Annotated in this window: 18 protein-coding genes and 1 riboswitch; of the genes, 6 read left to right on the top strand and 12 right to left on the bottom strand. The window is 74.0% G+C overall.

From position 1 onward, the window contains the following. Nucleotides 1–37 precede the first annotated feature (37 nt). Nucleotides 38–745: a DsbA family oxidoreductase gene (locus tag SVTN_RS09015; protein ID WP_041128608.1), complete on the top strand. Its 708-nt coding sequence runs from the start codon at nucleotides 38–40 to the stop codon at nucleotides 743–745. A gap of 100 nt (nucleotides 746–845) precedes the next feature. Here the strand turns inward: SVTN_RS09015 and SVTN_RS09010 are convergent, their stop codons facing one another. After that, a complete protein-coding gene (locus SVTN_RS09010; protein WP_041128607.1) occupies nucleotides 846–1,370 on the bottom strand; it encodes a MarR family winged helix-turn-helix transcriptional regulator in 525 nt (174 codons plus the stop codon). Between the two features lie 116 nt (nucleotides 1,371–1,486). On the opposite strand from SVTN_RS09010, the gene SVTN_RS09005 reads away from it, so the two are divergent. Beyond that, nucleotides 1,487–2,557, top strand: coding sequence for an alkene reductase (locus tag SVTN_RS09005; protein ID WP_041128606.1), 1,071 nt, complete (start codon nucleotides 1,487–1,489; stop codon nucleotides 2,555–2,557). A gap of 58 nt (nucleotides 2,558–2,615) precedes the next feature. Here the strand turns inward: SVTN_RS09005 and SVTN_RS09000 are convergent, their stop codons facing one another. Beyond that, nucleotides 2,616–3,713, bottom strand: a complete 1,098-nt coding sequence (locus SVTN_RS09000; protein ID WP_041133711.1) for a pyridoxal-phosphate-dependent aminotransferase family protein — start codon at nucleotides 3,711–3,713, stop codon at nucleotides 2,616–2,618. Between the two features lie 281 nt (nucleotides 3,714–3,994). Between SVTN_RS09000 and SVTN_RS08995 the strand changes: the two genes are divergently transcribed. Next, complete coding sequence (locus SVTN_RS08995; RefSeq protein WP_041128605.1) at nucleotides 3,995–5,035, top strand: DPP IV N-terminal domain-containing protein; 1,041 nt, start codon at nucleotides 3,995–3,997, stop codon at nucleotides 5,033–5,035. Nucleotides 5,036–5,069: 34 nt separating this feature from the next. Beyond that, a complete protein-coding gene (locus SVTN_RS08990) occupies nucleotides 5,070–6,155 on the top strand; it encodes an amidohydrolase family protein (protein WP_041128604.1) in 1,086 nt (361 codons plus the stop codon). Between the two features lie 94 nt (nucleotides 6,156–6,249). Here the strand turns inward: SVTN_RS08990 and SVTN_RS08985 are convergent, their stop codons facing one another. Then, nucleotides 6,250–6,810, bottom strand: coding sequence for a GNAT family N-acetyltransferase (locus SVTN_RS08985; protein WP_041128603.1), 561 nt, complete (start codon nucleotides 6,808–6,810; stop codon nucleotides 6,250–6,252). Then, nucleotides 6,807–8,879, bottom strand: a complete 2,073-nt coding sequence (locus tag SVTN_RS08980) for a penicillin acylase family protein (RefSeq protein WP_041128602.1) — start codon at nucleotides 8,877–8,879, stop codon at nucleotides 6,807–6,809. The genes SVTN_RS08985 and SVTN_RS08980 overlap by 4 nt, the downstream gene beginning before the upstream one ends. Before the next feature lie 352 nt (nucleotides 8,880–9,231). Here SVTN_RS08980 and SVTN_RS08975 point away from each other — a divergent pair, with 352 nt between their 5' ends. Further along, on the top strand, nucleotides 9,232–10,230 hold the full coding sequence (locus SVTN_RS08975) for an SCO1860 family LAETG-anchored protein (RefSeq protein ID WP_041128601.1): 999 nt from the start codon (nucleotides 9,232–9,234) through the stop codon (nucleotides 10,228–10,230). A 109-nt stretch (nucleotides 10,231–10,339) separates the two neighbouring features. On the opposite strand, the gene cobC is transcribed toward SVTN_RS08975, so the two are convergent. Continuing rightward, nucleotides 10,340–12,004, bottom strand: coding sequence for an Rv2231c family histidinol phosphate aminotransferase CobC (gene cobC / locus SVTN_RS41925; protein WP_245727881.1), 1,665 nt, complete (start codon nucleotides 12,002–12,004; stop codon nucleotides 10,340–10,342). Nucleotides 12,005–12,070: 66 nt separating this feature from the next. Here cobC and SVTN_RS08960 point away from each other — a divergent pair, with 66 nt between their 5' ends. Further along, entirely contained in the window at nucleotides 12,071–12,799 is a 729-nt protein-coding gene (locus tag SVTN_RS08960; protein WP_041128598.1) for a ZIP family metal transporter, read from the top strand. Between the two features lie 2 nt (nucleotides 12,800–12,801). Here SVTN_RS08960 and SVTN_RS08955 read toward each other — a convergent pair whose 3' ends face one another. From SVTN_RS08955 to SVTN_RS08925, 7 genes are all read right to left on the bottom strand, one after another. Further along, the gene (locus tag SVTN_RS08955; RefSeq protein WP_041128597.1) at nucleotides 12,802–14,184 is read right to left on the bottom strand and encodes a cobyrinic acid a,c-diamide synthase CobB; all 1,383 of its coding nucleotides are present in this window, start codon (nucleotides 14,182–14,184) and stop codon (nucleotides 12,802–12,804) included. Then, a complete protein-coding gene (cobO, locus tag SVTN_RS08950) occupies nucleotides 14,178–14,786 on the bottom strand; it encodes a cob(I)yrinic acid a,c-diamide adenosyltransferase (RefSeq protein ID WP_041128596.1) in 609 nt (202 codons plus the stop codon). The genes SVTN_RS08955 and cobO overlap by 7 nt, the downstream gene beginning before the upstream one ends. After that, entirely contained in the window at nucleotides 14,786–16,816 is a 2,031-nt protein-coding gene (locus SVTN_RS08945) for a putative cobaltochelatase (RefSeq protein WP_041128595.1), read from the bottom strand. The genes cobO and SVTN_RS08945 overlap by 1 nt, the downstream gene beginning before the upstream one ends. Before the next feature lie 49 nt (nucleotides 16,817–16,865). After that, nucleotides 16,866–18,374, bottom strand: coding sequence for a cobyric acid synthase (locus SVTN_RS08940; RefSeq protein ID WP_041128594.1), 1,509 nt, complete (start codon nucleotides 18,372–18,374; stop codon nucleotides 16,866–16,868). Then, nucleotides 18,371–19,345: a cobalamin biosynthesis protein gene (locus SVTN_RS08935; protein ID WP_041128593.1), complete on the bottom strand. Its 975-nt coding sequence runs from the start codon at nucleotides 19,343–19,345 to the stop codon at nucleotides 18,371–18,373. The genes SVTN_RS08940 and SVTN_RS08935 overlap by 4 nt, the downstream gene beginning before the upstream one ends. A gap of 35 nt (nucleotides 19,346–19,380) precedes the next feature. After that, nucleotides 19,381–19,520: riboswitch (cobalamin riboswitch) on the bottom strand. A gap of 116 nt (nucleotides 19,521–19,636) precedes the next feature. Then, nucleotides 19,637–19,858, bottom strand: coding sequence for a hypothetical protein (locus tag SVTN_RS08930; protein ID WP_041128592.1), 222 nt, complete (start codon nucleotides 19,856–19,858; stop codon nucleotides 19,637–19,639). A 16-nt stretch (nucleotides 19,859–19,874) separates the two neighbouring features. Continuing rightward, on the bottom strand, nucleotides 19,875–21,137 hold the full coding sequence (locus SVTN_RS08925; protein ID WP_041128591.1) for an inorganic phosphate transporter: 1,263 nt from the start codon (nucleotides 21,135–21,137) through the stop codon (nucleotides 19,875–19,877). Nucleotides 21,138–21,256: the final 119 nt, after the last annotated feature.

Genomic DNA, 21,256 nt, shown 5'->3' with positions numbered 1-21,256 from the left:
CGTACACCCCACCGGCAACCCCTCGGAGAGAAGTCACATGCGCGTCGAGATCTGGAGCGACATCGCCTGCCCCTGGTGCTACATCGGCAAGGCCCGCTTCGAGAAGGGGCTCGCGGCCTTCGCCCACCGCGACGACGTCGAGGTCGTGCACCGCTCCTTCGAGCTCGACCCGCACCGCGCCAAGGGCGACACCGGTCCGGTCCTGGAGATGCTGGCGAAGAAGTACGGCCGCACCCTCGACGAGGCCCGCGCCATGGAGGCGCACGTCGCGTCGAACGCGCACTCCGAGGGCCTCGCGTACCTCACCGACGGCCGCGACCACGGCAACACCTTCGACATCCACCGGCTGCTTCACCTCGCCAAGGAGCGCGGCCGCCAGAGCGAGCTCCTGGACCTGGCCTACCGGGCCAACTTCGCCGAGGAGCGCTCCGTCTTCGACGCCGAGACCCTGGTGGCGCTCGGCGTGGAGGCCGGTCTCGACGAGGCCGAGGTCCGGGCCGTCCTCGCCGACGAGACCGCCTACGCCGAGGCCGTACGGGAGGACGAGCGCGAGGCCGCCGAACTCGGCGCCAACGGCGTGCCGTTCTTCGTCCTCGACCGCCGCTACGGCGTCTCCGGCGGCCAGCCCGCCGAGGTCTTCACCCAGGCCCTGGAGCAGGCCTGGCAGGGCCGCGTCCTCCAGCCGGTCGGCACCGACGCGGAGGTCTGCGGCCCGGACGGCGCCTGCGAGGTCCCGCAGGCCTGATGACGCGCCCGGTCCGGGGTGGGGGGCGTCCAGCAGACCGCCCCCGGCCCCGGACGGGCAGGCTTTCAGCAGACCGCCCCCGCCCCGGACAGGCAGGCCTTCAGCAGACCGCCCCCGCCCCCGACGTGCAGCCGCCCTCCTCGTCCGTCTCCTTCGTCAGGTTCTCGCCGACGAGGCCGAGCAGCCGGGCGAGCTCCGTCCGTTCGGCCGGGGCGAGCCCGGCCAGGGTGCTCTCCTCCAGGTCCGCCCAGGCGCCCTCGACCCCGGCGCGCAGGGCGAGGCCCTGCTCCGTCGCCTCGACCAGGACCGCGCGCCGGTCGGCCGGGTCCGGGCTGCGGCGGACGTATCCGCACTGCTCCATGCGCTGGAGCATCTTCGTCACCGTGGAGGGGTCCAGGCCGAGCGAGTGGATGAGCTCCGACTGGCGGACCGCCCCGCAGTCCCACAGGCGCATCATCATCAGCTCCTGGCCCGGGTAGAGGCCGAGGTCCCGCAGCCGCCGCCCCATGGCGATCCGGTGGAGCCGCGCGACCCACGCGAGGGTGTGGCTGACGGTCCCGGCGCAGGCGCCGGAGGGCTGCGGCCCCGCGGACGGGGCGGTACAGACGGGGTCGGTTCCTGACATGCGGGCTCCTCGGGACGGCTCTCCCCACAAGATTACCTTGGTCGGCCAATGAAATGGGTTACAGTGGCATCGGCCCAATTAGTTGGCCGACCACATATTCCATGTGAGGGACAGCCGTGACCACTGCATTCGACCCGATCGACCTCGCCGGAACCCGCCTCGCCAACCGCATCGCGATGGCCCCCATGACCCGCAGCCGCGCCAACGGCGAGGACGGCACCCCGTCGGCGATCGTCGCCGAGTACTACGCCCAGCGCGCCTCCGCCGGCCTGATCATCACCGAAGGCATCCAGCCCGTCCCCGAGGGCCAGGGCTACCCCAACACCCCCGGCCTCCACAGCCGCGAGCAGATCGCCGCCTGGCGCGAGGTCACCACCGCCGTCCACGAGCGCGGCGGCCGGATCTTCGCCCAGCTCATGCACTCCGGCCGGATCGGCCACCCCGACATCCTCGACGGCGACCTCCACCCCGTCGGCCCCTCGCCGATCGCCGCCGCCGGCCAGGTCTACACGCACGAGGGCCCCAAGGACTACGTCGCCCCGCGCGAGCTCACCGGCGACCAGGTGCACGAGGCGATCGCCGGCTTCGCCTCCGCCGCCCGCAACGCCGTCGAGGCCGGCTTCGACGGCGTCGAGATCCACGGCGCCAACGGCTACCTGATCCAGCAGTTCCTCGCCTCCGGCTCCAACCACCGCACCGACGAGTGGGGCGGCCCGGTCGAGAACCGCATCCGCTTCGCCGTCGAGGTCGTCAAGGCCGTCGCCGCCGAGATCGGCCCCGAGCGCACCGGCCTGCGCATCTCCCCGGCCAACACCCTCAACGACATCAGCGAGACCGACACCGACGAGCTCTACACCCGGCTCGTCACCGCGATCGAGCCCGTCGGCATCGCCTACCTCCACGTCCTGGAGACCGGCCCCGAGCGCCGCCCGCTCGTCCTCGACCTGCGCAAGCGGTTCGCCGGCACCTTCATCCTCAACCCGGCCACCGGCGCCGACCCGACCGGCGCCGAGTCCCTCGCCCTGATCGAGGACGGCACCACCGACCTCGTCGCGTACGGCAGGCTCTTCATCGCCAACCCCGACCTGCCCGCCCGCCTGAAGACCGACGGCCCCTACGCCTCCCCGAACCCCGCCACCATGTACGCCGGCGGCCCCGAGGGCTACATCGACTACCCCGCGCTCTGAACCCCGGGCACGCGAAAGGGGCGGGGGTCCGACCCCCGCCCCTTCCCCGTACGCACGGCTACCAGGCCTCCGTGACCGCCCGGCGCGCGCCCTCCAGGTCCACCGCACGGCCCGACTCGCCGAGCGCCGCGCCCAGGGCCGCGAGCGAGGACTGCACGGCACCCGGCGTCGCGTCCACCCCGTAGTGGTTGACCCGGATCATCTCCTTGGCAAGCGCCCCGCCGCCCGCGATCAGCGGCAGCGACGGATCGGCCGCGAGGGCCTTCGCCACCAGCTCCGAGGCGTCGAGACCCGCCGGCACGCGGAGCGTCGTCGCCACCGGCGCCGCGTCCTTCGCCTCGTACACGTACGGCTCCAGACCGCCGCCCAGGGCCAGCGCGCCCGCGCGGGTCGCGGCCGCCGCCGAGGCGTGCCGGGCCATCAGCGCGTCCAGGCCCTCGGCCTCGATCCGCTCCACACAGGCTTCGAGGGCCAGCATCTCCAGCTGCGCCGGAGCGTGCAGCAGAGCCTTCCGGCCGCCGTCGATCCAGCGCTCCTTCCAGTCGAGGAGGGAGAGGTACGAGCGGCGCGGCGCGGCCGGGTTGGCGGCGAACCGCTCCCAGGCCCGCGCGCTCACCGACACCGCCGACACGCCCGCGGGGCCGCCCATGGCCTTCTGCGCGCCGATGATGCACATGTCCACGCCCCAGGCGTCCGGCAGCACCGGCTCGGCGCCGATCGACGCCACCGCGTCCAGGTAGAACAGCGCGCCGTGCGCCCGCACGACCTCGCCGATCTCCGCCACCGGGTTGGTGTTGCCGGTCGCCGCCTCCGCGTGCACGAGCGACACGAAGTCGATCTCCGGGTGCTCGGCGAGCGCCCGCTCCACCTGCTCGGCCGACACCGCCGTGTGGAAGGGCACCTCCAGGTCGACCACGGTCGCCCCGCAGTCCCGCAGCCAGTTCCCGAAGGTCTGCCCGTACGGACCGGTGACGACGTTCAGCGCGGTCGAACCGGCCCGCGCGCCGCTGCGGATGCACCCCTCCAGGGGCAGCAGCGCCTCGCCCTGGGTGATCACCACGTCCTGCTCCGTGGAGAGCAGGGCGGCGACCCGGCGCTCGATCGACGCGAAGTGCGCGGCGGTCAGCGGGGCCAGGTCCAGCAGCGGATGTGTCACGGTCACGGAGGTTCCTTCTTCGGTGTCGCACGCGTGTCGTATGCGTGTCGCATACATCGGGATGGAGCTCGTGCCAGCGTAAGCGCTCCGCCCGGCGGGGAGGCGACGCGCCGTCACGACGGCGTTCGGAGCGTGTCACAGGGCTCGTACCGTCGGCCCCGGACGCTTCCCTACGGGGCCCTGTCGGTGGGATGTTGCGGGCCGGAGCGGTGCCGCAGGAGCCCGCCGGGAGGAATGGGGTGGACACCATGGTCAGAAGCACCGGAAGCGGGAGAACCGGCGTGCACGACAGAGCGCTGCTGCGCCGGGCGGCGGTGGCCGCCGCGGCGCTCGCCGTCACCGCGCCGCTGACCCTCTGCGCCGCGGGAGCGGCGGGAGCCGCGGGGACGGCGGTGACGGCGGTGACGGCGGTGACGTCCGGGACGTCGGGGGTGTCCGGGACATCGGGGGCGTCCGGGGCCGTCGACGCGGAGGTCGCGGCCGTCTCGGCGTGGTCGACCATAGGCCGCACGATCGTCTTCGCCCGCTACGACGCGGCGGAGCCCATCGAGGACCTGTACGGGATCTCCCCGCTCGGCGGCACGCCCGTCCGGCTCACCCACACCCCCGACGTCAGCGACGTGATGCCCAGCTGGTCCCCGGACGGCACGCGGGTGGCGTTCCTGCGCTACAGCCTCGACGGCACGATCGACGGCATCTGGACGATGAACGCCTCAGGTGGCGACCTGAAGCTCGTGCCCGGCACCAAGGACGCCTCCGACCCCGCCTGGTCCCCGGACGGCACGCGGATCGCCTACTCCCGGCCGGTCGACTCCCAGCGCGAGATCTACGTGGCCGACGTCGACGGCACCCCCGCCACCCGGCTCACCACCACCCCGGAGGACGAGTTCCACCCCACGTGGTCCCCGGACGGCAAGAACCTGGCGTTCAGCCGCGCGGACACCACCTCCGGGAACAGCAGGCTGCTGCGGATCGAGCTGTCCACCCTGACCCAGACGCCGATCACCCTCGCCTTCTCCCAGGACTGGACGCCCGACTGGTCGCGCGGCAACCGGATCGTCTTCAGCCGGCTCGACTCCACCGGCTTCACCCACCTCTACGACATCCGCCCCGACGGCTCGGGGGTGCGCCAGATCACCTCGGGCCAGGCCAACGACAAGTTCCCCTCCTGGTCGCCGGACGGCAGGCGCCTGGTCTTCACCCGGGGCGGCACCGACGACGCCGACCCCGAGCACCTCTTCCTGGTACGGGCCGACGGCACCGGCCTGAAGCAGCTCACCAAGACCGCCTCGCACGACCTGGAGGCCGACTGGCGCCCGTGACCCGCCCGCTCGACACGGCTCGTAGAGTGCGGGTATGAGCGATCACGAGGTGCTGCACGTGAAGGGGCGGGTGCTCGTCGGCCCGGAGGACGTACGCGACGAACTGTGGTGCGTCGACGGCCGGATCACCTTCGAGCGGCCCGCCGCCGAGGCCGTGACCGTGGAGGGCTGGGTGCTCCCCGGCCTCGTCGACGCCCACTGCCACGTGGGACTCGACCGGCACGGCCCCGTCGACGAGGCCACCAGCGAGAAGCAGGCCCTCACCGACCGGGACGCCGGGACGCTCCTCATCCGGGACGCGGGCTCGCCCTCCGACACCCGCTGGATCGACGAGCGCGAGGACCTCCCGAAGGTCATCCGGGCGGGCCGGCACATCGCCCGCACCCGCCGTTACATCCGTAACTACGCCCACGAGATCGAGCCCGCCGACCTCGTGGCGTACGTCGGCCGCGAGGCCCGCCGCGGCGACGGCTGGGTCAAGCTCGTCGGCGACTGGATCGACCGGGAGGCGGGCGACCTCACGGCCTGCTGGCCGCGCGCCGAGGTCGAGGCGGCCATCGCGGAGGCGCACCGGCTCGGCGCCCGGGTCACCGCCCACTGCTTCGCCGAGGACTCGCTCCGGGACCTCGTCGAGGCCGGCATCGACTGCATCGAGCACGCCACCGGGCTCACCGAGGAGACGATCCCGCTCTTCGCGGAGCGGGGCGTCGCCATCGTCCCGACCCTCGTCAACATCGCGACCTTCCCGCACCTCGCCGACGGCGGGCAGGAGAAGTTCCCCCGCTGGTCGGCCCATATGCGCCGGCTCCACGAGCGCCGGTACGACACCGTCCGCGCCGCCTTCGACGCGGGCGTGCCCGTCTTCGTCGGCACCGATGCGGGCGGCTCCCTCGCCCACGGCCTGGTCGCCGAGGAGGTCGAGGAGCTGACGAAGGCCGGGATCCCGCCGATCGACGCGCTCGCGGCCACCGCCTGGGGGGCCAGGGCCTGGCTGGGCCGCCCCTCCCTGGAGGAGGGCGCCCCGGCCGACCTCGTCGTCTACGGCGAGGACCCGCGCGCGGACGTCCGCGTCCTCGCGGCACCGCGCCGGATCGTCGTCAACGGCAGGGTCGTGGGCTGAGCGCCCCCACCGGTCGGGGGCCGGGTGACCGGGCCGAGGGGCGGGCCCCCGGCCGGTCGGCCGGCCGGGCCGGGCCGAGCCCAGCCCCGGCCCGTCAGCGGCTCAGGAACGCCAACCGGGCCCGCTTCTCCGGGATGAAGACCTCCGGCAGGTCCACCTCGGGGAGCACGACCTCAGGGCCCAGCTCGAAACCGGCCCGCACCATGCGGGCGATCGCCTTCTCGTTGGCGGCGTCGGGCTCGATCACGATCCGGGTGCGGTCCTTCAGCGAGAAGTCGACGAGCGCGACGAGCAGCCGGCCGGTGAAGCCCGGCTCGGGGGCGAGGCCCGGCGCGACGAGCAGGTGTACGCCGATGTCGCCCGGCCGCACCTCGTAGCACTCGCTCACCCGGTCGGCCCCGGGGTCGTACGTCTGGAAGAGGGCGACCGGCTCCCCGTCCCGGCCGACCAGGTAACCGTGGTGCGTGGTCAGCGAGTCGAGGTGCGCGTAGATCTCCCGTACCTGTTCGACGGTGGTCCCGGCCATGCCCCAGAAGCGGGCCCGCTCCTCGTTGACCCAGCCGTGCAGGAGCGGGGCGTCGCCGTCGGGGTCGACCGGGCGGACCGTGACGGTTCCGAAGCCCTCGACGGTCTGGACGTGTACGGCGGTGGTCATCCCTGCTCCTTCGTGAGCTTCTGCCAGTCGGTGGTGACGGGGGCGAGTTCGCCCCGCAGCCACAGGGGGAGTTGGTCGCGGTGGTGCGGGTCGCCGGGGACGCCGGACGCGCCGAACGGCACGATCCAGCGGCTCCGTTCCCGGTCGGCGAGGTCCCAGACGTACCGGGCGGCGGAGGCGCGGGCGCTGCGGTCGGTCCACCCGGGCACGCTGGACGTGGACAGCACGCAGTCGTGGTCCCCGCCGAGCCCCGGCCACTGCCCGTCGTCGGGATCGGGCAGCGCCTGCCAGGGCGCCAGCCGGTGCGTCACGCCCCAGGCGGCGGGCGGCTCGCCGGCGCCGACCTCGTCGAGCGCCTCGCGCACGATCCGGTCGACGTCCCCGGCGGGCACGGGCCCGGCCACGAGCAGCGTCTCCAGGGCGTACGCGACGCGCGGCCCGAGGAGCAGCCAGGGCCGGAACAGCTCGGGGTACGGGGCGGGTTCGCGCAGCGCCGCGAAGGCCTCGTGCGCGGCGAGGCGGCGTACGACGGCCCCGCGCACGGCCGCGTAGAGACCGGCGTCGGTGCTCTGCGCGTCCATCCGCCGGTCCCAGGCGAGCAGCCGTTCCCGGACGTCGGAGCCGGCGGGGGAGAGGCCCTCGCCCGCGCGTCGTACCGCCTCCAGGAGGCGGGCCGCCGAGGGGTTGTCGGTGTCCGCGTGGACCGCGGCCGTCGTCTCCGGGGTCCAGGCCGCCGAGGCGCCGAGCAGCTCCTCGATCCGGTCCGCCCGGTGCGGCGGGGCGAACTCGACGCCCAGGGGCGCGGCCAGGCCCCGGGCGTTGGCCATCACGGCGTGCCCGCGGACCTCGGCGCGGGGCAGCGGCGCGGGCGCGTCGGCCCAGGCGTGCGCCGGGTCCCAAGCGGGCACGACGCGCAGGGAGTTGGTCCGGTTCCGTACGGGCACGTGGCCGGCGACCCGGTGCAGGAGGCCGCCCCGGGTGTCGGCGGCCTGGACGACGTTCACCGGCTCGACCCAGCAGTCGAGGGCGGCGTCCACGTCGGCGACGGTCCGGGCGCGGAGCAGCGCGGGCAGCACCCCGAAGCCGAGCTCCCCGGTGACCCGGGGCGGGTACCGCAGGGCGAGGGCCTCCCAGCCGTCGGCCGCGCCACCGTCCGTGTCGACGACCACCGGCCCCCGGGCCGTCTCGATCGCCTCGATCACCACCGGCTCCGCGCCCGCGACCTCGATCGTCTCCCGGTGTACGGCCGCCGGGGCCCAGCCGTCCGGGCCGAGGGCCTCCACGCTCCCGTCGGGGAGCCGGCGCAGTCGTTCCCGGTACAGGTCCTGGTAGTCCGCCATCGCGTTGGTGATCGCCCAGGCCACCGGCCCGGTGTGGCCGAAGTGGGCGAGTCCGGGGACGCCGGGCACGGCCAGGCCCACCACGTCGTACGCGGGGCAGGCGAGCCGGATCTGCTGGTAGACGCCCGGCGCCTCGACGAACCGGTGCGGGTCGCCGGCCACCAGGGCCGCCCCGCTCGCGGTCCGTTCGCCGGAGACCACCCAGCCGTTGGAGCCGGCGGTTCCCGGGCCGTCCGTCGCGAAGAGTTCCGTCCACTCCTCGCCGAGCCGCCGGGCGACCTCGTCCCGCCACAGCTTGGTGGGGAAGCCGGCGAAGAGGATGTGGGTCGAGAGCCAGACGGCGAGCGGCGTCCACGGCTCCCACCGGCCGGGCGCGAGGCCGGTCCGCGCGAACTCGGGTGCGCGGTCGGCGCCTTCGGCGAGACCGTCGTTGACCCCGTCCACGTACGCGCGTACCCACGCGGCCGTCGGCGCGTCGGTCTCTTCGAGCCGTGCGAAGCAGCGGCGGGCGGTGTCGGCGAGCCGGGCCCGCCGGACGAAGGCGTCCCAGCCGAGCTCGGCGGCGCCGAGGAAGGCGGCGGTGGTGCCCTGCGCCCGGTGCCGCTCGACCTCCAGCTGCCAGGCGCGGTCGCGGGCGGTGACCCGCCCCTGGGCGAAGGCGAGTCCGTCCGGGTCCGCGGCCCGTAGATGGGGGACGCCCCAGGCGTCCCGGTAGACCTCGATGCTCACGGAGCCCTTCTCGGGTTAGGTTAGGCTGGCCTAAATTAGGCTACAGGAGTCCGGGATCCGCCACCGTCGCCGGGTTGACGATCCGTGACCCGGGCCCGACCCGGCTCGTTCTCACCCATCCCGCGCGCACCACCCCGTACGAAACACGCGGGACAACAGGGAATGGTTGTATGGAGAAAAATCGAAAATGAACACGGAAACCCCCCTTTGGAGTGAACTCACGTCAGGCGACTGCCGGTTCACTCTCCGTGCGTAAAGATTCCGGTGTCTCAAGTCGCCGAGGCCGTGCCGACCCACCGTCCCCGTGGTGAGCGGCCGGCGACGCCATGTCTCCTGTGGGGGTTCCACCATTTTGAACAGCAACACCTTCCGCATGCCCGTACGTCGCACCGCCGCCGCCGCGACCGTCGCCGCCCTGGCCGTCGGACCCGTGCTCCTCGCGGCCCCCGCGGCGCACGCCACGGGCGGCGAAGGGCGCGCCACCGCCGCCGTGCTGCGGGCCGGCCTTGACGTCTCCCTCCTCGGCAAGACCGTGAACGTGCCGGTGCGGGCCTCCCTCAACGAGGTCAAGGCGCCCGAGAGCGAGAACGAGACCGCGCTCTCCGTGAAGGTGCAGGGGGCCGAGGGCGGGGAGCCGATCGACCTCCTCAAGGCCGACGTCGCCACCGCGGACGCGACCGTGGACGAGAAGAAGGCCGAGGGGTACGTCAACCTCGTCAAGGCCCGGGTCCACGTCCCCGGCATCCCGCTGCTCTCGCTCATCGAAGTCGAGAAGGTCACGTCCAAGGCGCTGTGCGAGGTGGGGAAGAAGCCGGTCGCCCAGTCCAACGTCCTCGGCCACGTCACCGTGTTCGGCAAGAAGACCACCCTGTCCGCGGCCGGCCGGACCCGGGTGAGCGTGCCGGGCGTCGGACAGGTCACCCTGGACCTCTCCCGTACGTCCACGACCTCCCGCACCGCCGCGGCCACGGCCCTCGAACTCAAGGTGGAGGTCAACCCGCTGAAGCTCGGCGTCGCCGAGGTCAACGGCACGGTGACCCTCGCCGAGGCCACCTGCGAGACGCCCAAGGGCGCGGCCCCGACCGAGAAGCCCACGGAGAAGCCCACCGAGAAGCCGACCGGGCAGCCCACGCACCAGCCGACCGGGCAGCCCACGCAGCAGCCCTCGGTCAAGCCGAGCGACGCCGGCGGCATCAAGACGAACAACGGCGGCACCACGCCCACCGAGAACCTCGCCGAGACCGGCTCCAGCTCCACCACCCCGTACATCGCGGGCGGGGCGCTCGCCCTCCTCGTCGCCGGCGGCGGCGCCCTCGCCGTGACCCGCTCGCGCGCCCGCAACCGCGGCTGACGGCCCGAGGGGGAAGCGCCGGGGGGCGCCAGGAGGGGGAACAAGGGCCCGGGGAGGGCGGCGGTGACGACACCGCCCTCCCCGGGCCCTTCCGCGTACGCCCCGGGTGTCAGCCGCCGATCAGCAGCGCCTGGTCCAGCGCCTGCAGGAAACGGTTCGTCGTCACCCGGTCCCGGACCGCGAGCCGCAGCCAGTTCCGGCCGAGGCCCGGAAACGTGTCGCCCCGGCGGGCCGCGAACCCCAGCGACCGCAGCCGCTCCCGTACCGCGTCCGCCCCGTCGATCCGCAGCAGTACGAAGGGGCCCTCGGCCCCCGCCACCGTCCGCACCTCGTCGAACTCCGCGAGCCCGGCGAGCAGATGGGCCCGCTCCACGCCGATCCGGTGCGCCGCGTGCTCCGCCTCCGCGAGCGCCGCCCGCGACATGCAGGCCTCCGCCGCCACCAGGGCGGGCGTCGACACCGGCCACAGCGGCTGCGTCCGCTCCAGGGCCGCGATCGTCTCCGGCTCGGCGAGCACGTACCCGATCCGCAGCCCGGCGAGCCCCCAGGTCTTGGTGAGGCTCCGCAGCACCACGAGCCCCGGCACGTCGGTCCGCCCGGCCAGCGACTCCCGCTCGCCCGGCACCGCGTCCATGAACGCCTCGTCCACCACCAGGACCCGCCCCGGACGGGCGAGCGCGGCGATCGAGGCGGCCGGATGCAGCACGGAGGTGGGATTCGTCGGGTTCCCGATCACCACCAGGTCCGCGTCCTCCGGAACCATCGCCGGATCGAGCCGGAAACCGTCCTCCTCGCGCAGCAGCACCCGGCCCACCTCGTGCCCGGCGTCCCGAAGCGCCGCCTCCGGCTCGGTGAACTGGGGGTGCACCACCACCGGCCGCCGCACCGGCAGCGCCCGCGCGAGCAGCACGAACGCCTCCGCCGCGCCGGCCGTCAGCAGCACCCGGTTCGACGGCAGGTCGTGCCGCTCGGCGACCGCCGCCCGCGCGGCCCGGCCGTCCGGATAGGCCGCGAGACCCGTCAGCGAGTCCGCGATGCGCTCTCTCAGCCAGTCCGGCGGGGTGTTCGTCCGGACGTTGACCGCCAGATCGATGAGTTTCTCGTCCCGGACCTCGGCGTCACCGTGGTGGCGCAGGTCGTGGGCGTCGGTATCCGTGTGCGTGTCCATGGCCGCCGTCGTGTGGGGGGTGGGGATGGTGGGGGGTGAGCCAGGCTCGCCAGCGATGTACCCGTGAGTCAAGGGCAACAACCGTGCGACGGACGTCACTTGGTTCGAACGAAACGGTGCAAATGCGGCGATTGCACAGGTCGCGCGCTGTGATTTCCGCTTCGGGACGAGAAGAACGACGCCTTCCGGGCCCGTGGACAGGACGCCCCCGCCCCGCCCGGCGGGCGGCCCCGCCGGCCCCTCAGACCCCTCAGGCCCCTCAGACCCCTCTGATCCCGCCGGCCCCTCAGGCCTCTCCAGCCCCACCAGTCCCGCCGCCCCCACCGGCCACGCGCGCCCGTCCGCCCCCGCCGCAAGCAGCGCCGCCGCCTCCGCCACGGACGCCGTGCCCGTCGCGGCCAGCGGCAGCTCCGAGGGATGCGGTACGGGTACGGCCGCCAGCTCCCCGGCCGTGAACCCGCGCACCGGCACCCCGAGCGCCGCCGCGGCCGCCACGATCCCCGGCTCCGCCGCCCGCGCGTCGAGCGTGGCCAGCGACCCGACCTCCGCGCGCGTCAGGCCCGCCTCCCGCAGGACCGCGTCGACGAGCGCGAGGATCTCGCCCACCGGCGTGCCCGACCGGGCCCCGACGCCGAGGTGCGCGGTCGCCGGGCCATCGGATAGCAAAGGCCCATGGCTGTAGTCGTCGCGCTCGGCGCGTTCCTCATGACGCTCTTCGGCGGCTGGGTCGCCGGACGCGTCACCGACCGCCGCCACCTCGTCCTCGGCCTCGCCGGCGGACTGATGCTCGGCGTCGTCGGACTCGACCTCCTGCCGGAGGCCCTGGAGGCCGCGGGGAGGAAGGTCTTCGGCGTCCCGGAGGCCCTGCTGCTGTTCGTCGGCGGCTTCCTCTTCGCCCACGTCGTCGAGCGGCTCCTCGCCGTCCGCCGGGCGGCGCACGGCGTCGGCGCCGACGAAAGGATTCCCCAGGTCGGCCTGACGGCGGCGGCCGCGATGGTCCTCCACAGCCTCATGGACGGCATCGCGCTCGGCGCGGCCTTCCAGGTCAGCGGCGGCATGGGCGCCACCGTCGCCCTCGCCGTCATCACCCACGACTTCGCCGACGGCTTCAACACGTACACGATCACGAGCCTCTACGGGAACGCCCGCCGCAAGGCCCTCGCGATGCTCGTCGCGGACGCCGTCGCCCCGCTCGTCGGCGCCGGACTCGCCACCCTGTTCACCCTTCCGGAGGAACTGCTCGGCTGCTATCTCGGCTTCTTCGGCGGCGCCCTGCTCTACCTCGCCGCCGCCGAGATCCTGCCGGAGGCCCACCACGAACACCCCGCCCGCTCCACCCTGCTGTGCACGGTGGCGGGCGTGGCCTTCATCTGGCTCGTGGTGGGCGTCTCCGGCGGCTGAGCTCACGCGCAGTGCTCCACGAACCGCGCGGCGACCTCGGGGGACCCCGCCCAGTGGGTGTGCACATAGCTGGCGTGCACCCCGCCCTGCACGAAGCCCTCCACCCGCCGCTCCGGCTGCCGCAGGCCCCAGGCCGCCAGCGGCCCGGCACCCGGCTCGATGACGGTGCGGTGGAACTCGTGTCCCCGCAGCCGTGCCCCGGCCGGAGCGAGGACGCTGTCGCTCACGGCGACGGCGTCCCGGTAGCCGAGCGTGAGCCGCTCCGACATGCGCGCGTCGGCGTCGAGCACCCCGCACATCGGGTGGCCGTCGAGCGACCGCGCGAGGTAGAGCAGCCCGGCGCACTCGGCGGCGACGGGCGCGCCGGACGCGGCGAGCTCGGCGACGGCCTTCCGGAGCGGCTCGTTGGCGGACAGCTGCTCGCCGTACATCTCGGGGAAGCCGCCGCCGATGACGAGCCCGCTCGTCCCCTCGGGCAGGGCCTCGTCCCGGAGCGGGTCGAAGGTGACGACCTCGGCGCCGGCGGCCTGGAGCAGCTCCGTGTGCTCGGCGTACGAGAACGTGAACGCCGCCCCGCCGGCGACGGCGATGATCGGTTTACGGCCAGGCTTGTCGGCCGTCTGCGGGCCGGTGGTCGGGTTGTGCCCACCCGTTCCGCCCTGCGGAACGCCTGCCCACAACGAGGCGTGCAGCTCAGGCGCGCTGCGGGCCAGCGCCAGCAGCGCCTCCATGTCGCACCCGGCGAGAACCTGCTCCGCCTGCGCGGCCACCGCCTCCACCGCCTGGGCCTGCCGCTCGGCGACCGGCACCAGGCCGAGGTGCCGGGACGGCGTCGCGACGGCGGGCGCCCGCCGGAGGACGCCGAGCACCGGCACCCCCGACTCCCCGAGCGCCTCCCGCAGCAGATGCTCGTGCCGGTCCGACGCGACCTTGTTGAGGATCACGCCCCCGATCCGCACCTCCGGATCCCAGGACGCGAACCCGTGCACGAGCGCCGCCACCGACCGCGACTGCGAGGACGCGTCCACGACGAGGACGACCGGCGCCTTGAGCAGCTTCGCCACCTGCGCGGTGGACGCCAGCTCGCCCTGGTCGGCGGCCCCGTCGTACAGGCCCATGACCCCCTCGACGACGGCCAGGTCGCAGCCGCGCGCCCCGTGCAGGAAGAGCGGCGCGATCAGCCCCGTACCGCACATGTACGCGTCGAGGTTGCGGCCCGGGCGGCCGGTCGCGAGCGCGTGGTAGCCGGGGTCGATGTAGTCGGGGCCGACCTTGTGCGGGGAGACGGCCAGACCACGGCCGGCGAACGCGGCCATCAGGCCGGTCGCGACCGTGGTCTTGCCCGCGCCGGAGGACGGCGCGGCGATGACGAGACGTGCTACCACTCGATGCCCCGCTGGCCCTTCTGACCGGCGTCCATCGGGTGCTTGACCTTGGACATGTCGGTGACGAGATCGGCGAAGTCGAGGAGCTCCTGCGGCGCGTTGCGGCCGGTGATGACGACGTGCTGCTGCCCGGGCCGGTCGCGCAGCACCTCGACGACCTCCTTGACGTCGATCCAGCCCCAGTGCAGCAGGTAGGCGAACTCGTCGAGGACGTAGAACTTGTACTTCTCCTCGGCGAGGTCCCGCTTGACCTGCTCCCAGCCCTCGCGGGCCTTGTCCTCGTGGGACTGCTCGCCCTCGGCGACCTCGCGCTGGATCCAGGACCAGCCCTCGCCCATCTTGTTCCAGGTGACCGTGCCGCCCTTGCCGGTCTCGCCGAGCGCCTTGAGGGCGTTCTCCTCGCCGACCTTCCACTTGGCGGACTTGACGAACTGGAACACCCCGATCGGCCAGCCCTGGTTCCAGGCGCGCAGCGCCATGCCGAACGCGGCCGTCGACTTCCCCTTGCCGACGCCGGTGTGCACCATCACCAGTGCCCGGTTGCGGCGCTGACGGGTGGTGAGACCGTCGTCGGGCACGACGGTCGGCTGTCCCTGCGGCATTAAGCGGCCCTCCTGGTGGCGTTGTCTGCTTGTACGTCTCTGACGAGGCCGGCGATCGAGTCGGCGCGCAGCTCGTCCAAGGTCACGGCGGTGCCGCCGAGTTCGCGCGCCAGGTTCCCCGCGAGCCCGAGCCGCACCGGCCCGGTCTCGCAGTCCACGACCACGCTCGCCGTGCCGTCGGCGGCGTGCAGCCGCGCCGCGCGGGCCGCGAGCGCCACCGGGTCGGCGCCGCCGCCGGTCGCCCGCCCGTCGGTCACGACGACGAGCAGCGGGCGGCGCGAGGGGTCACGGAGCCGTTCGACCCGCAGTACGTCATGGGCCTTGAGCAGCCCGGCGGACAGCGGCGTACGGCCTCCGGTCGGCAGCTTCTCCAGGCGGGCGGCGGCCGCGTCCACGGACGAGGTCGGCGGCAGCGCGACCTCGGCGTCCCGCCCCCGGAAGGTGACGAGGCCGACCTTGTCGCGCCGCTGGTAGGCGTCGAGCAGCAGCGAGAGCACGGCGCCCTTCACGGCGCTCATCCGCTGCCGGGCGGCCATCGACCCGGAGGCGTCCACGGCGAAGAGCACGAGATTCCCCTCGCGCCCCTCCCGGGTCGCCTGCCGCAGATCGTCCCGGCGGACCACCAGACCGGGCCCGGACCGGCCGCGCGCCCGCTGGTGCGGGGCGGCGGCCTGCACGGTCGCGGCCAGGTGCAGCTTGGTCAGCGCGCCCCGGGGCCGGGTGGATCCGGTGGTACGGCCGTGCTCGGTGCGGGCCCGGGAGCGGCGCCCGGCCGCGCCCTCGCCGAGACCGGGGACGCTCAGCACCTTCGTACGGAAGGGCTCGCCGGCCTTGACGGCGGCGCGTTCACCGGCGCCGGCGCCCTGCGGGGCAGGCGCGGGCGCGCTCTCCGGGACCTCGGCGGACTCGGGCGCAGGCCCCTCGGGCCCGTCACTCTGCGGCGGAACGCCCCCGCCGCCACCACCGTCCGGGCCGCCGTCACCGGGCCCGTCCGGCTCGGGCTCCGGATCCTCGTCATCGCCCTTGAACTGCTCCAGGGTCTCGTCGAGCTTGTCCTCGTCGAGGCCGGGCGCGTCGAACGGCGAGCGCCGCCGGCGGTGGGGGAGGGCGAGGAGTGCGGCCTGCCGTACGTCCTCCGAGGTCACCTCGGTCCGCCCGGCCCAGGCGGCGAGCGCGGTCGCGGTGCGGGCCATCACGATGTCGGCGCGCATGCCGTCCACCTCGAACGCCGCGCAGGTCGCGGCGATCTGGAGCAGCACCGCGTCCCCGAGGGTCACCTGCGGCAGCAACGCCCGGGCGGTGACGATCCGTTCGCGCAGCGCGGCCTCCTCGCCGGCCCAGCGGGCGGCGAAGGCGGCGGGGTCGTCCTCGAAGGCGAGCCGCCGCCGGACGACCTCGACGCGCTGCTCGGGGTCCCGGGAGGCGGCGACCTCGACGGTGAGGCCGAAGCGGTCGAGCAACTGCGGCCGCAGCTCGCCCTCTTCGGGGTTCATGGTCCCGACGAGCAGGAAGCGGGCGGCGTGCCGTACGGAGACGCCCTCGCGCTCGACGTGGGAGGCGCCCATGGCGGCGGCGTCGAGCAGGTGGTCGATGAGGTGGTCGCTCAGCAGGTTGACCTCGTCGACGTACAGGATCCCCCGGTGCGCGGTGGCGAGGAGCCCCGGCTCGAAGGCCTTCACGCCCTCGGCGAGCGCCTTCTCGATGTCGAGCGCGCCGACGAGCCGGTCCTCGGAGGCGCCGACGGGCAGCTCGACCATCCGCGCGGGACGGACGGTGCCGGGCGCGTCGTCGTGCGGCCCGTCCGGGCAGCCCGGGTCGGGGGAGGCCGGGTCACAGCTGAACCGGCACCCCGCGACCACCGGGACCTCCGGCAGCAGCTCGGCGAGCGCACGGACGGCGGTGGACTTGGCGGTCCCCTTCTCGCCCCGCACGAGCACCCCGCCCACGGCCGGGCTGACGGCGTTGAGCAGCAGCGCGAGCCGCAGATCGTCCATGCCGACGACGGCGGTGAACGGATACCGGGTGCTCATCGGGTGGTCACTCCTTCGGTACGTACGGATTCCTGGACCGCGCGGCCGCTCACGGCGCACCCGGCGGCACGAACGGCAGCCCCTCCGGAGCGCCCTGCTCGATCAGCCGCAGCAGAGCGTCCGTGTCCGCGTGTTCCTCGATCAGGTCGCCGAGCCGGTCGAGCTGCTCCTCGCGCAGTGCGCCGAACGAGGTGTCGGGGGCCGGTACGAACCGTCGTCCCGCCGCCGCCGCGACCTCCCGCAGGAACGCCCGCCGGAACCCGTCGCTCTCCAGCGAGCCGTGCCAGTGGGTGCCCCACACGGAGCCGACCCGGCATCCGTCGAGGAACGGCTCACCACCCCGCACGTCGGCGACGCCGTGGTGGATCTCGTACCCCTCGACCTGCTCGCCGAGCGCCTCGCCGACCGGCCGGGCGAGGGTCTTCTCGACCCCGAACCGCACCCGTACGGGCAGCAGCCCGAGCCCGTCCACGACACCGGCCTTCGACTCGACCTCGTCCTCGATGCGCTCGCCGAGCGCCTGGAAGCCGCCGCAGATGCCGAGCACCGGCCGGCCCTCGGCCGCGCGCCGGACGAGGGCGTCCGCGAGGCCCCGCTCGCGCAGCCAGGCGAGGGCCTTGACCGTGCCCCGGGTGCCCGGCACGACCACGAGATCCGCGTCGGCCAGCTCCTCCGGCCGGTCCACGAACCGCACGATCACACCCGGCTCCGCCGTCAGCGCGTCCACGTCGGTGAAGTTCGACATCAGCGGGACCGCGCAGACCGCGACCCGCAGCACGTCCGCGCCGACCGGCGGCGCGACGACCGACTCGCGGACGGTGCCCCGCAGCGAGACCCGCAGGCCGTCCTCCTCGTCGATGCCGAGCCCGTGCGCGTACGGCAGGACACCGAAGGTCCGGCGCCCGGTGAGCCCGTGCAGCATGTCGAGACCCGGCTCAAGGAGCGTCACGTCGCCCCGGAACTTGTTCACGAGGTAGCCCGCCACCAGCGACTGGTCCTCCGGCGCGAGCAGCGCCGTCGTCCCGAAGAACTGGGCGAAGACCCCGCCCCGGTCGATGTCCCCGACCACGACGACGGGCAGCTTCGCGGCGCGCGCGATGCCCATGTTCACGATGTCCGTGCGCCGCAGGTTGATCTCGGCCGGACTCCCCGCCCCCTCGCAGATCACGGCGTCATACGTGCCCCGGAGTTCCTCCAGGCACGCCATCACCGGCTCGAAGAGCGTCTGCTGCCTGCCCCCGTGGTAGCCGCGGGCGCTCATCTCCCCGACCGGCTTGCCCATCAGGACGACCTGGCTGGAGCGGTCGCTGCCGGGCTTGAGCAGCACCGGGTTCATCAGGGCGCTCGGCTCCACCCGGGCGGCCTGTGCCTGCATGGCCTGCGCGCGGCCGATCTCGGCGCCCTCCCGGGTGACGAAGGAGTTCAGGGACATGTTCTGTCCCTTGAACGGCGCGACCTTGATGCCCTGCCGGACCAGCCAGCGGCAGATGCCGGCCGTGACGACGCTCTTGCCCGCGTCGGACGTGGTCCCGGCGACGAGCAGCCCCCCACCCCTCATGCGTTCCTCCGCTTCAGCGCGCTCGCGATCATGCGGCCGCCCACGCAGGCGGCCAGGGTCAGTCCGGTGACCCGGCGGGAGAGCCGGACCGCGCGGTCGATGTCGGCGACCTCGACGGGCCGCCCCTCCCCGTTGAGGACGGGCCGGTGCTCGACCCGCCCGGCGTACGAGAGGGTCCCCCCGAGCCGTACGCCGAGGGCGCCCGCGAAGGAGGCCTCGACGGGGCCCGCGTTGGGGCTCGGGTGCTTCGAGGCATCCGACCGCCAGGCCCTCACCGCCCCGCGCGGGTTCCCGCCGGCGACGGTCGCGAGGACGGCCGTCAGCCGGGCCCCGGGCCAGCCGGCCAGGTCGTCGAGGCGGGCCGAGGCCCAGCCGTAGCGCCGGTGGCGGGGGGACTTGTGGCCGACCATCGCGTCGAGGGTGTTCACCGCGCGGAAGCCGACCAGGCCCGGCACGCCCGCGACCGCTCCCCAGAAGAGGGCGCCCACGACCGCGTCGGAGGTGTTCTCGGCGACGGACTCGACGACGGCGCGGGCCATCGCGGGACCGTCGAGGGACTGCGGGTCGCGTCCGCACAGGTGCGGCAGCCGTTCCCGGGCGACCTCCAGGTCCCCGGCGGCGAGGGCGCCGCCGATCGCGCGGGCCTCGCGCCCCAGGGTCGTACCGCCGACGACGGCCCAGACGGAGGCGGCGGTGAGGGCGACGGAGGCGGCGCGGCTGCCCCGTACCGTACGGGCGGCGAGGGCGCCGGCCGCGACGGTGGCACCGGCGCACACCGCGGTGTGCAGGGCGCCCCAGCCGCGGTGGTCGTGCCAGAGGGCCTTCTCGACCCGGCCCGCGGCCCGGCCGAAGGCGGCGACGGGGTGGCCGCGGCGTGGGTCGCCGACGAGCAGGTCGACGGCGAGACCGGCGGCCGCGCCGTACGCGAAGATGCCGGTGGCTCGGGAAGGTCTGGGGCTGCGGCCGGGCATGGCGCTGTGTCCTCACTCAGGGTCCGCGCCCTGGATCGACGTGACCGGCGGCGAGAGTTCCTGACTCCCGGACCCTTCGGATCCGGTCACAGTGGCGGGACCGCGCCGGAATCGCACCGGACTTCCTCTACTGCCGCCGTAATGGCCTCGGCAGTCCACCACGGCCCGAGAACACCCGTCAACTCACCCTTGACCTGCGCCGCGTCACTGTGCGAAGCACCACAAACACGACGGCGGCGGGGCGGCCCGCACCCGAAGGTGCGGGCCGCCCCGCCGGTCACGCCCGACGCGTCAGGCGACGATCAGGTAGATGCCGTACGCCACGGCCGCCAGGCACAGGGCGAAGCAGGCGTAGGCGCCGGTGCGGGCCAGGGTGGCGGAGCCTCCCTGGGCGGCGGCCTGCTCCTGCTTGGAGAGGCCGACGACACCGAGGGTGAAGAGGCCCACGAGGGCGACGGTCGCCACGAGGCTGACTCCGAAGACAGAGCCGAGAGCTGCCCAGTCGATCTTCATGCTTGGTTCCAGTTCCTTAGACCGCGGCGGGGGCCGGGGGAGCGGCCGGGTCCGTGGGGACCGGCGCGGGGATGGTGGTCTTCAGGTCCTCGTCCGCGACGGCGGCGACGGAACCGGCCGGCGGCGGGGTGACGGCGGCCATCGCGGTGGTCACGACGCCGTCCGGCTCGGCGCCGGTCTCGACCTCGTTGACGTTGGTGTGGTCGACCGGCTGGCGGCGGGAGACGAGCCAGATGCCGACGCAGGAGGCGGCGAGGAAGGCGGCGACGACGTAGACGCCCCACTGGCCCTGGCGGGCGACGTACTCGGCACCCGCGCCGACCAGGCCGGCGGCCGGCAGGGTCAGGCCCCAGGCGACGAACATGCGGGTGGCGGTCGACCAGCGGACGACGCCGCCCTTGCGGCCCAGACCCGCACCCATGACGGCGCCGGAGACGGAGTGCGTGGTGGAGAGGGAGAAGCCCAGGTGGGAGGAGGCCAGGATGACCGTGGCCGCGCTGGTCTGGGCGGCGAAGCCCTGCTGCGGCTGGAGGTCGGTGAGGCCCTTGCCCATGGTGCGGATGATGCGCCAGCCGCCGAGGGCCGTGCCGAGCGCGATCGCGGTACCGGCGGAGACGATGACCCAGACGGGCGGGTTGGAGCCGGGGGCGAGGGTGCCGCCGGCGACCAGCGCGAGGGTGATGATGCCCATCGTCTTCTGGGCGTCGTTGGTGCCGTGGGCGAGGGAGACGAGACCGGCGGAGGCGATCTGGCCGACGCGGTAGCCCTTGGCCGTGTCCTTCTCGGAGGTCTTGGCGCCGATCTTGTACGTCAGCTTCGTGGCCAGCGTCGCGGCGATACCGGCGACGATCGGCGCGGCGACGGCCGGGATGAGGACCTTGCTGACGACGACCTCGCCGTTGACGCCGCTGACGCCGATCGAGGCGACGGTCGCGCCGATGAGGCCGCCCATCAGGGCGTGGGAGGAGCTGGAGGGCAGTCCGACCAGCCAGGTCACCAGGTTCCAGAGGATCGCGCCGACGAGCGCGGCGAGGATCACTTCGGGCTGGATGCCGTCCTCGTTGACCAGTCCCTTGGAGATCGTCTTGGCGACCTCCACGGACAGGAACGCGCCGACGAGGTTCAGCACGGCGGACATGACCACCGCCGTCTTCGGCTTGAGGGCACCGGTCGAGATGGTCGTGGCCATCGCGTTCGCGGTGTCGTGGAAACCGTTCGTGAAATCGAACACTAGAGCTGTCACGACCACAATGGCGAGCAGCAGCGTGATGTGTTCCATTTACCCAGGCAATCGTTCGACGTCAGTGTTGCGTTGAACGTAGGCAACCTGGGTGAACGGAAGATGAACTGGGCCGGGCGGCATGGTGTCCCTAACCAGTGTCAAGAGGTTCCGCTTCT

It is taken from the genome of Streptomyces vietnamensis (genome assembly GCF_000830005.1).
Taxonomy (GTDB): Bacteria; Actinomycetota; Actinomycetes; order Streptomycetales; family Streptomycetaceae; genus Streptomyces; species Streptomyces vietnamensis.
This window is presented reverse-complemented; position numbering and strand designations above follow the sequence as displayed.

Coding starts and splice junctions, on each gene's coding strand:
- SVTN_RS08990 (WP_041128604.1), top strand. CDS start 5,070: ATGAGCGATCACGAGGTGCTGCACGTGAAGGGGCGGGTGCTCGTCGGC.
- cobO (WP_041128596.1), bottom strand. CDS start 14,786: ATGCCGCAGGGACAGCCGACCGTCGTGCCCGACGACGGTCTCACCACC.
- SVTN_RS08925 (WP_041128591.1), bottom strand. CDS start 21,137: ATGGAACACATCACGCTGCTGCTCGCCATTGTGGTCGTGACAGCTCTA.
- SVTN_RS08940 (WP_041128594.1), bottom strand. CDS start 18,374: ATGAGGGGTGGGGGGCTGCTCGTCGCCGGGACCACGTCCGACGCGGGC.
- SVTN_RS09015 (WP_041128608.1), top strand. CDS start 38: ATGCGCGTCGAGATCTGGAGCGACATCGCCTGCCCCTGGTGCTACATC.
- SVTN_RS08930 (WP_041128592.1), bottom strand. CDS start 19,858: ATGAAGATCGACTGGGCAGCTCTCGGCTCTGTCTTCGGAGTCAGCCTC.
- SVTN_RS08945 (WP_041128595.1), bottom strand. CDS start 16,816: ATGAGCACCCGGTATCCGTTCACCGCCGTCGTCGGCATGGACGATCTG.
- SVTN_RS08935 (WP_041128593.1), bottom strand. CDS start 19,345: ATGCCCGGCCGCAGCCCCAGACCTTCCCGAGCCACCGGCATCTTCGCG.
- SVTN_RS08960 (WP_041128598.1), top strand. CDS start 12,071: ATGGCTGTAGTCGTCGCGCTCGGCGCGTTCCTCATGACGCTCTTCGGC.
- SVTN_RS09010 (WP_041128607.1), bottom strand. CDS start 1,370: ATGTCAGGAACCGACCCCGTCTGTACCGCCCCGTCCGCGGGGCCGCAG.
- SVTN_RS08985 (WP_041128603.1), bottom strand. CDS start 6,810: ATGACCACCGCCGTACACGTCCAGACCGTCGAGGGCTTCGGAACCGTC.